Annotated in this window: 6 protein-coding genes; 4 read left to right on the forward strand and 2 right to left on the reverse strand. The window is 35.2% G+C overall.

Translation table 11 applies throughout. From position 1 onward, the window contains the following. Nucleotides 1–189: 189 nt before the first annotated feature. The gene (locus tag IWX84_RS05300; RefSeq protein WP_196849708.1) at nt 190–1,725 is read right to left on the reverse strand and encodes a YifB family Mg chelatase-like AAA ATPase; all 1,536 of its coding nucleotides are present in this window, start codon (nt 1,723–1,725) and stop codon (nt 190–192) included. A 232-nt stretch (nt 1,726–1,957) separates the two neighbouring features. Between IWX84_RS05300 and IWX84_RS05305 the strand changes: the two genes are divergently transcribed. The 4 genes from IWX84_RS05305 (at nt 1,958) to IWX84_RS05320 (ending at nt 8,290) form a co-directional block, all read left to right on the forward strand. Continuing rightward, complete coding sequence (locus tag IWX84_RS05305) at nt 1,958–4,948, forward strand: amidohydrolase family protein (protein ID WP_196849709.1); 2,991 nt, start codon at nt 1,958–1,960, stop codon at nt 4,946–4,948. A gap of 44 nt (nt 4,949–4,992) precedes the next feature. Then, entirely contained in the window at nt 4,993–6,297 is a 1,305-nt protein-coding gene (locus tag IWX84_RS05310) for an amidohydrolase family protein (protein ID WP_196849710.1), read from the forward strand. Nucleotides 6,298–6,301: 4 nt separating this feature from the next. Further along, nucleotides 6,302–6,679, forward strand: coding sequence for a PH domain-containing protein (locus tag IWX84_RS05315; protein ID WP_196849711.1), 378 nt, complete (start codon nt 6,302–6,304; stop codon nt 6,677–6,679). Nucleotides 6,680–6,964: 285 nt separating this feature from the next. Continuing rightward, a complete protein-coding gene (locus IWX84_RS05320; protein ID WP_196849712.1) occupies nt 6,965–8,290 on the forward strand; it encodes an ammonium transporter in 1,326 nt (441 codons plus the stop codon). Between the two features lie 411 nt (nt 8,291–8,701). Here IWX84_RS05320 and IWX84_RS05325 read toward each other — a convergent pair. After that, nucleotides 8,702–10,339 (reverse strand): T9SS type A sorting domain-containing protein (locus IWX84_RS05325; RefSeq protein WP_196849713.1); only part of this gene is annotated, 1,638 nt, incomplete at its 5' end.

Raw genomic sequence — 10,339 nt, forward strand, 5'->3', positions numbered from 1 at the left:
CAAAGTCTCTGACTTTGAGGATGCGTTTGTCAGTCTGTGACTGACATAAAATCAAACAATCCAAAATAAAATCGGTTGAAAACCGAGAGTCACTACCTCAAAGTCGGAGACTTTGCGGAGCGCAGTCTAAACATCTAAATATCAAAAATCGTTAATCAAAAATCGTTAATCAAAAATCTGAAATCTATTTTAGCCCAACCATCCATCACGATCCAAACTTCTATACTGTATTGCTTCGGCAATATGGCTGGAAACAACCTTTGGAGCTGCATCAAGATCAGCGATTGTTCGGGCTACTTTTAATATTCTGTCATAAGCGCGAGCTGAAAGATTCAATCGCTCCATTGCGGTTTTCAATAGTTGTTTCGAAACATCATCAAGAGCGCAATGCTCCCTGATATGTTTGGTATTCATTTGCGCGTTGTAATGTATGTTTTCCATTTGTTCAAAACGTCCCGTTTGAATTTCCCTCGCAGCCGTCACCCTTTTTCGAATATCAACACTGCTTTCCGCTTTTCTGTCATCGGATAATTTCTCGAAAGGAACTGGGGTCACTTCAATATGAATGTCGATTCTATCCAATAAAGGTCCCGAAATTTTACTCAAATATCGTTGCATTTCATGCGGCGAAGAAGTTTGCGGCGAATCCGGATCGTTGAAAAAACCACTCGGACTTGGATTCATACTGGCAACCAGCATAAATGACGATGGATAAGTAACCGTGAATTTGGCTCGAGAAATAGTAACTTCCCTATCTTCTAAAGGCTGACGCATTACTTCCAGAACATCCCGTTTAAACTCCGGTAATTCATCTAGAAACAAAACACCGTTATGTGCCATGGAAATTTCACCGGGTTGTGGATAACTTCCGCCTCCTACTAAGGCAACATTCGAAATGGTATGATGCGGACTCCTAAACGGACGTTGATTCATCAATCCTACTTCTTTGAGTTTTCCAGCTACACTATGTATTTTGGTTGTTTCTAATGCTTCTCGCAAAGTCATTGGTGGTAAAATACTCGGTAAACGTTTGGCAAGCATCGTTTTTCCTGCTCCAGGTGGACCAATCAAAATAATATTGTGACCACCGGCGGCAGCTATTTCCATACACCTCTTAATACTCTCCTGCCCTTTTACATCTGAAAAATCAAACTCAGGAAAATCTAAATCTTTATAAAATTCCGCTCTGGTATCAATTACTGTTGGTTCTAAAGTTCCTTTTCCTTCTAAAAAATCAATGACTTCTTGTACATTCTCAACACCATAAACATCTAATCCAGTAACAATTGCTGCTTCCTTCACATTTTGTATTGGAAGAAAAAAACCTTTAAAACCTTCTTCTTTCGCTTTTATGGCGATAGGCAAAGCCCCTCGTATAGGTTGTAAACCACCATCGAGAGAAAGCTCTCCCATAATGATGTATTTATCAACTTCATCTGCTTTAATTTGGGCGGAAGCCACAAGAATTCCTATTGCTAAAGTCAAGTCATATGCGGAACCTTCCTTGCGTAAATCGGCGGGAGCCATATTAATGGTGATTTTTTTGCCTGGCATCGCGTACCCGTTATTCTTCAATGCAGCGGCAATTCTATAACTGCTTTCTTTAATGGCGTTATCTGGTAAACCAACCAAATGATAGCCTATTCCTTTATCAATATTTACTTCAACTGTAATAGTTGTCGCCTCAACTCCAAAAACGGCACTTCCGAAAACTTTAACTAGCATGTTTGTTAATTTTGTATGAAAATTAGTAAAAACATTTCTAATAAATACAAATAATTATACATCATTTAATAAAACGCCCAAAAACCTCTAAAATATTTACTTATCTGTATAAATTAATAAACAATTAAAATGAATTTTATCCATCGAAGGGTAAACAAATGTTAAAATGAATTAATTACACTGTTCACCTTTACATTTTATATATTTTTAGGCAATATTTACAAACCAAACCATGAAAAAAATCTTACTTCTGCTCTTTTTAAGTGTTTCATTACCCAAAATTTATGCCCAAGAATATTTTCCAAATAATGAAGGTGTTCAAAATATCAATCACAATTTCACCGCTTTTACAAATGCCAAAATTTATGTGACACCCACACAAATTATCGAAAACGGTACTTTATTAATTCAAAACGGCAAAGTAATTAGCGTTGGAACCAATAGTATTATCCCAAAAAATTGCACCACGATTAATCTCGCGGGTAGGTCAATTTATCCCTCTTTTATTGATATCTACACCAGCTTTGGAATAGAAAAACCAAAAAATAATTCTGCGGCAGGAAGAACTCCAACATATGACACAAAAATTGAAGGTCATTATTGGAATGAAAATATTCGTTCGGATGTTAATGGATATCAGAATTTCAATTACGACCAACCTAAAGCTGAAGAGTTATTAAAAGCTGGATTTGGAGTGGTTGGCACGCATGTACAAGATGGAATTGCTCGTGGAACAGGAACCTTAATTGCTTTAAACAATTTTGATAAAAACACTCGATTGCTATCTGAGAAAGTGACCAATCATTTTGGGTTTACGCGAAGTACAACAACAAATCAATCTTACCCTAGTTCCTTAATGGGAATGATGGCATTGTTGCGTCAAATGTATTTGGATCTAGATTGGTATAAAAATGGAAATAGCATAACCAAAGATTTAGCATTGGAAGCATTATCCAAAAATGAAAATCTAATTCAAATATTTGATTCGGGTGATAAGTTAAATAGTTTAAGAGCTTCAAAAATAGCTAAGGAATTTGGCTTGAACTATGTATTGAAAGGAATAGGAAATGAATTCGAAAGAATCGATGAAATAAAAAAAACCAATTCAAAATTAATTATCCCAATTAATTTCCCTGAAGCTTATGATGTTTCAGATCCAAACCAAGCCAACCAAATGGAATTGAAAGATTTGCGTTTTTGGAACCAGGCTCCTACTAATCTTAAAGTTTTGTCTGATAACGGTATTGTTTTCGCTTTGACTACCGACAAATTAAAAAAGGTGGAAGATTTTAGAACAAATCTTCTAAAAGCCATTAAATATGGTTTTGATAAAACCAAAGCATTAGAAGCGTTGACAACAATTCCAGCTTCGATTTTGGGAAAAAGTAACGAAATAGGAAGTTTAAAAACCGGTAGTTTCGCCGATTTTGTAATAACTTCTGGAGAAATTTTCGATGAAAAAACAATACTTTATGAAAACTGGGTTCAAGGAAACAAGTTTGTTGTTAACGACATAACAATTAAAGATATACGCGGCGATTACGATTTGAGCGTGGATAATCAAAAGTACAAATGGAAAATCAGCGGTGAGATTGCTGCTCCAAAATCAATAATTACGACGGTTGATTCCAAAAAAGTCAGCTCCAAACTTTCGGTTTCGAATAATTGGATTTCAACTGTAATGAAATCTGCGGATTCAACGAAAACAACTTTCTCGAGACTAATAGGATACATCGATGATATTCAATTACTTTCTGGAAAAGCAATTTTATTCAATGGAAATGAGGTAAAATGGTCTGCTGTAAGAACTGCTCCATTTATAAAACCAATCGATTCTTTAAAATTGGAAAAAAATAATACCATTATTGCCACAACATTTCCAAATGTGGCTTACGGAACTTCAAAAAAATTAACTCCTCAAACTTTATTATTTAAGAATGCCACGGTTTGGACCAATGAAAAAGACGGTATTTTAGAAGAGACAGATGTATTAGTTAAAAATGGTAAAATTGCATCAATAGGAAAAAATATTTCTGATGCTTCAGCAACAATTATTGATGCAAAAGGAAAGCATCTAACGAGTGGAATCATTGATGAACATTCACATATTGCGATTTCTACCGGAGTTAATGAAGGCGGACACAATTCTAGTGCTGAAGTAACAATTCAAGATGTTGTCAATTCCGAAGATACTAATATTTATAGAGATTTAGCCGGTGGCGTTACCACTTCTCAATTACTGCACGGTTCTGCAAATCCAATTGGAGGACGCTCAGCGATAGTAAAATGGAAATGGGGCTTATCAGCGGAAGAAATGCTCTACAAAGACCAACCTAAATTCATCAAATTTGCATTGGGAGAAAATGTAAAACAAGCCAACCGGGGTATTACAAATCCTACTCGTTTTCCGCAATCAAGAATGGGAGTTGAGCAGGTTTTTACCGATTATTTCCAACGTGCCAAAGAATATGATACTGCCTGGAAAAATTATAAAGCCAATAAAGGAAAAAATAAAGCGCCTAGGGTAGATTTAGAATTGCAAACCTTAGCAGAAATATTGAATAAAGAACGTTTTATTACTTGTCACTCTTATGTACAATCGGAGATATTAATGATGATGAATGTAGCCGAAAAATTCAATTTTAGAATCAATACTTTTACTCATATTCTTGAGGGTTATAAAGTAGCCGACAAAATGAAAGAACATGGTGTTGGCGCTTCTACTTTTGCAGATTGGTGGGCTTATAAATTTGAAGTGAATGATGCAATTCCTTATAACGGACCTATTCTTCATAATGCAGGAGTTGTGGTAGCCTACAATTCAGATGATGCGGAAATGTCCAGAAGATTAAACCAAGAAGCTGCCAAAGCGGTAAAATACGGAAATATATCAGAAGAAGAAGCTTGGAAATTCGTGACTTTGAATCCTGCAAAATTATTACATATTGATGATAAAGTAGGAAGTATAAAAGTGGGTAAAGATGCTGATGTCGTTTTATGGAACAATAATCCTTTATCTATTTATGCTAAAGCCGAAAAAACAATAATTGAAGGCGTAGTATATTTCGACGTTCAAAAAGATGAAGACCAAAGGGTAGCTATTGCCAAAGAAAGAAATGAGTTAATAGGTCAATTATTGCAAGAAAAAAATAAAGGAATGATTACTCAAGAACCTAAAAAAGCGGAGAAGAAAGAATACCAGTGTGATACTTTAGAACAATAAAAACCTGAAATTGAAGATTCACAAACACAAAAAATACAAAAATTATGAGTAAAAATATATGTATGCTATTGTTGGTTCTTTTTGTGCCAATAATTACAAAAGCGCAACAAACACCAGCTCCAAAGCAATCAAAATCCATTCTAATCTTAAATGGTACTGCTCATTTAGGCAATGGAAAAATAATTGAGAACAGTGCCATAGGATTTATTGATGGAAAAATCACATTAGTCGCCGATGCAACTTTAATTCGATTGGCAAAAGATGCCTTTGAAACGACAATTGACGCAAGTGGTAAACATGTTTATCCGGGATTTATTGCGCCAAACTCAACACTAGGTTTAGTAGAAATCGATGCAGTAAAATCTTCGGATGATGAGGAGGAAATAGGAAGTATTAATCCCCACGTAAAAAGTATCATTGCTTACACCGCCGATTCAAAAGTGATTGAAACAGTACGTCCAAATGGTGTACTAATTGCTCAAATTACACCTCGTGGAGGTAGAATTTCTGGAACTTCATCCATTGTACAACTTGATGCGTGGAACTGGAAAGATGCACTGATAAAAGAAAATGACGGAATCCATCTTAATTTTCCTTCCAGTTTTAAGAGAACCGGATCTTGGTTTGAACCAGGAACTATTGAAGCGAATAAAGACTATAGTAAGCAAGCCTCGGAAATCACTAGTTTTTTATCTAGTGCCAAAGCCTATTCAGGCAACATTGCAAAAGAGAGAAATTTAATTTTTGAAGCCACCCTAGGTTTATTTGATGGAACTGAAACATTATATATTCATGCCAATGAGGAAAAACAAATTATTGATGCAGTGCAATTAGCTAAAGAAAACAGTGTAAAAAGAATGGTAATTGTTGGTGGATATGAAGCCTACAAAACAGCCGCTTTATTACAAAAAAATAATATTGGCGTGTTGCTGAAACGCGTTCATGATATGCCTGAAAATGATGATCAAGATATTGATTTACCATACAAAAATGCTAAATTATTAACCGACAAAGGGGTACTGGTAGGGTTAGAGAACAGTGGCGGTCATGAAAGAATGAATACTCGAAATTTACCTTTCTTAGCAGGAACTTGTGCCGCTTATGGTTTAGATAAAGAACAAGCGTTACAATTGATTACCTTTAATACCGCGAAAATATTAGGAATCGACAAACAATGTGGAACTCTAGAAGAAGGCAAAGATGCTACATTATTCATATCACAAGGCGATGCTTTGGATATGAGAACAAATAAATTGACTAATGCTTTTATTCAGGGTCGAATGATAAGTCTGGAAACGCATCAAAGTCAACTGAATAACAGATACAAAGAAAAATATAATCAAAATTAAAATCATGGGACTATTTAATGCCATTTTAGGCAACGCATCAGAAGTTAATATCGAAAATATTTCAAGAGAATTTGAACCCATTCTCATTGACGGAGAGATAATCGAAAAAGCGTATAAACTTATTCGGGATATGTTTATTTTCACCAATAAACGACTAATTCTGGTGGAGAAGCAATTGGTTGGAACTAAGGTAGATTACATGTCAATTCCTTATTCGAGCATCAAAAAATTCTCGAAAGAAAGTGCCGGAATACTCGACATGGATGCTGAATTAAAAATTTGGCTAAACAGTGAGAGCACTCCAATTTCGAAACAATTTGGAAAGGGAAGTAATAATATAAATGAAGTGTATAAAATCTTAAGCCAACATATTTTAAAATAATAATTTTTTTACTGATTTTTATAAAAAATGTATCGATTGATGGGCCATCATATTGATACATTTTTTTTATCTCTAAAAACTATCAAAATTTTAATAATTCCCGAAAAGATTAATTATTTATAAAAACAAGATTAATAAATTATTAAATTACACTTTAAATTCTAACATACCTATAAAATAATAGGGGGTAAATTGAAAAATTAATAAAAATAAAAAAATATACTCGTATTTTAATAGGGGTTTAGAATCATTTTATATTTTTATCGAAATTTAAAACTAAAAACAATGCGAAAAATTATTTTGAGTGTGATATTGATCACCATTCTAGTATTATCGATTTTTTCAATTAATCTCTTTGCAGAATCCACAACACTAGGTGCCCACGTTGTTGCATTAAAATTAGATACTGGAGATACAGCTTGGATGATAGTTGCCACAGCGCTTGTATTATTAATGACTCCTGGACTTGGATTTTTTTATGGCGGAATGGTAGGTAAAAAGAATGTAATTAGTACCGTATTACAAAGTTTTATGGCTATGGTTATCGTAACCGTACTATGGGTTGTTGTTGGATTTGGATTGTGTTTTGGACCAACAATAGGCGGATTAATTGGAAATCCTATTCCAAACTTATTTTTTCAAGGCGTAAGTGCTAACACTGCTTGGGAATTGGCTCCAACCATTCCAATGATCTTGTTTGCCTTATTTCAAGCAAAATTTGCAATTATTACACCAGCGTTGATAACAGGAGCTTTCGCAGAACGTGTACGTTTCTGGGCTTATTTGTTATTTATGGTTTTATTCATATTATTCGTTTATGCACCTTTATGCCACATGACTTGGCATCCAGATGGATTATTTTTTGGATGGGGAGTATTGGATTTTGCCGGAGGAACTGTAGTACACATGAGTGCAGGATGGGCTGCTCTAGCAGGAGCAATATTCTTAGGAAAACGAAAAGTACAAAAAGCAAATCCAGCTCGTATTACCTATGTATTATTAGGAACAGGTTTATTGTGGTTCGGTTGGTTCGGTTTCAATGCAGGATCTGCTGTAGGAGCTGGTAGTCTTGCTGCACAAGCATTAGGAACCACTACAGTTGCCGCCGCTTCTGCTGCAATGGGCTGGGTATTTCTTGATAAAATTCTTGGACACAAACTTTCCGCAATGGGAGCCTGTATCGGTGCTGTTGTAGGTTTAGTAGCTATTACACCAGCTGCAGGATTCGTAAGCATTCCTCATGCAATTGCAATTGGTATTATTGCCAGTATGGTTAGTAATCTTGTGGTGAGTAAATTCCCTAAAGGTAAAATTGATGATGCCTTAGATGTGTTTGCTTGTCACGGTGTTGGTGGTATGGTAGGTATGCTTTTGACAGGTGTATTTGCTTCAAAATCTGTAAATGCGATTGTTGGAGATAACCAAGGTTTAATTTTTGGTGATGCTACATTATTTTTAATTCAATTAAAAGCATTAGTTCTTGTTTCTATATTTGCATTCTCTGCGTCTTATGCTTTATTCTTTATCGTAAATAAAATTACTCCTTTAAGAGTTTCTGAAGAAAAAGAAGAATTAGGTTTAGATATTTCTCAACACGGAGAATATTTGTAAATCTCCTTTATATTAAATTTAAACACTCTGATAATTCGTTTTCAGAGTGTTTTTTTTTGCATAAAAATCAAAGCATTATTTTCACCTATTTAAAATGGAATACCATTGAATCCATGTTGATAAACTTGGTTTTTCCAAGCTTAAAGACTTGACTTTTACCATTACTTTGAAACTTCTAAATTATATGTACTTTCCTTAATTTCTATTCTATAAATTCATCTATCGAACCTATAAAACAGTCATTTGGATTCAATATTATGAGCTTTCTCGAATGGTTCGTAACTTGTCAAAGCAAGAAGGAAAAATAATTGATTTTTATCTTTAATAAATGAGCTTCAACATCTATAAAAAAACTCCATCCCAATATTGATTAGGATGGAGTTAATTTATAAATACTTTGTAAAAATTAGATTATTGTTTAATCAGCCTGATTGTTTTTTGATTCAGACCCTGACTGACTACAACTATATAGACTCCTGTTGGTAATTCTTCCCCAAACAAAATAGGTTGGCCGTCAGATTTTTCTATATTTTTAATTGTTCTGCCTAAAACATCAAAGACTACCATTTCTACTTTTTCGGTAGTGCCACCTACTGTCTCGATTGTGAAGTATTGAGCTGATGGATTAGGATATGCTATCACATTGAATTGCAGCGCTTCTAGAGGTTTTTTATCAATTTCTAATATTTTAACAGTATTCTTATTTACCTCATGAATTACAATTGAACCTCCTCCTAATTTGGTTGCGTCCGTAGGTGTACCATTGTCCGAAACTCCTTTGTTATTGTCATAAATAACGCCAGCACTATTCCATATTTTAATTCGGAATTTATCGAGACCGCCTCCACCACTAATCTGACCATCAACGGCTGAAACCATAAAGTTATAGCTTCCGCTGCCATTAATAGTTCCAATTCCTTTATAAATGGCCTGAGAACCTGCAATTACAAGAGATCCTGACACATAAGTTGAACTGGCAAAATTAAGGTTCCCTGCTTGGAACTGAAACTCTGTATTACCTTCAGGTATATTTGAACCTTTTTTGTATTTTGAAACAAATCCAAAATTTGCTTTTCCTGTTAATGTCAGAGTTGCTGTATATGCTCCTGCTGGAGAACTAATCCAGCCACCACCTGTTACAAAGCCACCATTAGGATCGTATATCGGTAGATAAGCAACGGAAGATGCGCAAGCAGCACCCGCAACAGCAGTCACTTTATAAACTTCTACTGGCAAATTAGATACAGTTGTACTTGCCACACCAAAATTATTTGTAATTGCGGTATAGGTAGTTATTCCTCCATTACCATTGTCAAGAGTAAATGTGACCAAAACACTAGCAACAGCTGGACTAATCGTTGCTGAAAGCGTTGCAGTAGAACCAACTGCCACAGGATTGCTACTAGCAGATGCGTCAATTGTGACTGGAGTGACCGTTATTACTTGCGTAAAGACAGCACTACTATTATTAGAAATATCCTTCGCTATCCAGATATTTGTATAGGTATTACTCAGTCCGCTTACAAGACTACCGGAAGTTTTGGTATAAATTACCGAACTGCAATTATCCGTTGCCACTGGTGCCAATGCATTTGCTGATGCAAGTTCACCCGCACTTCCACAAGTAACATTTCTATTCAATGTTCCAGTTATTGTAGTCCATACTGGTGCAGTTACATCCTGTACTGTGATCGTTTGAACACAGGTTGAGAAGTTACCCGCTACATCAGTGGCTTTCCAGGTTCTGGTGATTGTATAATTATAATAAGCCGCATTAGTATTAACTGCATTCTGTGTCGATACATCTGATGATGTGATTGTTACAGCTGAACAGTTGTCTGTCGCTGTTGCTGATCCATTGGCTGAAACTGTTGTTGCATTTTGACAGTTGAGAGTTACATTTGCTGGACAAGCGATTACTGGTTTAGTGACATCTTTTACAACTACGTTTTGAGTAGCTGTAGTAGTGTTTCCATTTCCATCATCAAAAGTCCAAGTAATAACCGAAGTTCCTTGAGTACTTCTTGTCAAAGCATCAGAAGTAGTTCC

It is taken from the genome of Flavobacterium sp. CG_9.10 (assembly GCF_015752245.1).
GTDB lineage: Bacteria > Bacteroidota > Bacteroidia > Flavobacteriales > Flavobacteriaceae > Flavobacterium.

Coding starts and splice junctions, on each gene's coding strand:
- IWX84_RS05305 (WP_196849709.1), top strand. CDS start 1,958: ATGAAAAAAATCTTACTTCTGCTCTTTTTAAGTGTTTCATTACCCAAA.
- IWX84_RS05300 (WP_196849708.1), bottom strand. CDS start 1,725: ATGCTAGTTAAAGTTTTCGGAAGTGCCGTTTTTGGAGTTGAGGCGACA.
- IWX84_RS05320 (WP_196849712.1), top strand. CDS start 6,965: ATGCGAAAAATTATTTTGAGTGTGATATTGATCACCATTCTAGTATTA.
- IWX84_RS05310 (WP_196849710.1), top strand. CDS start 4,993: ATGAGTAAAAATATATGTATGCTATTGTTGGTTCTTTTTGTGCCAATA.
- IWX84_RS05315 (WP_196849711.1), top strand. CDS start 6,302: ATGGGACTATTTAATGCCATTTTAGGCAACGCATCAGAAGTTAATATC.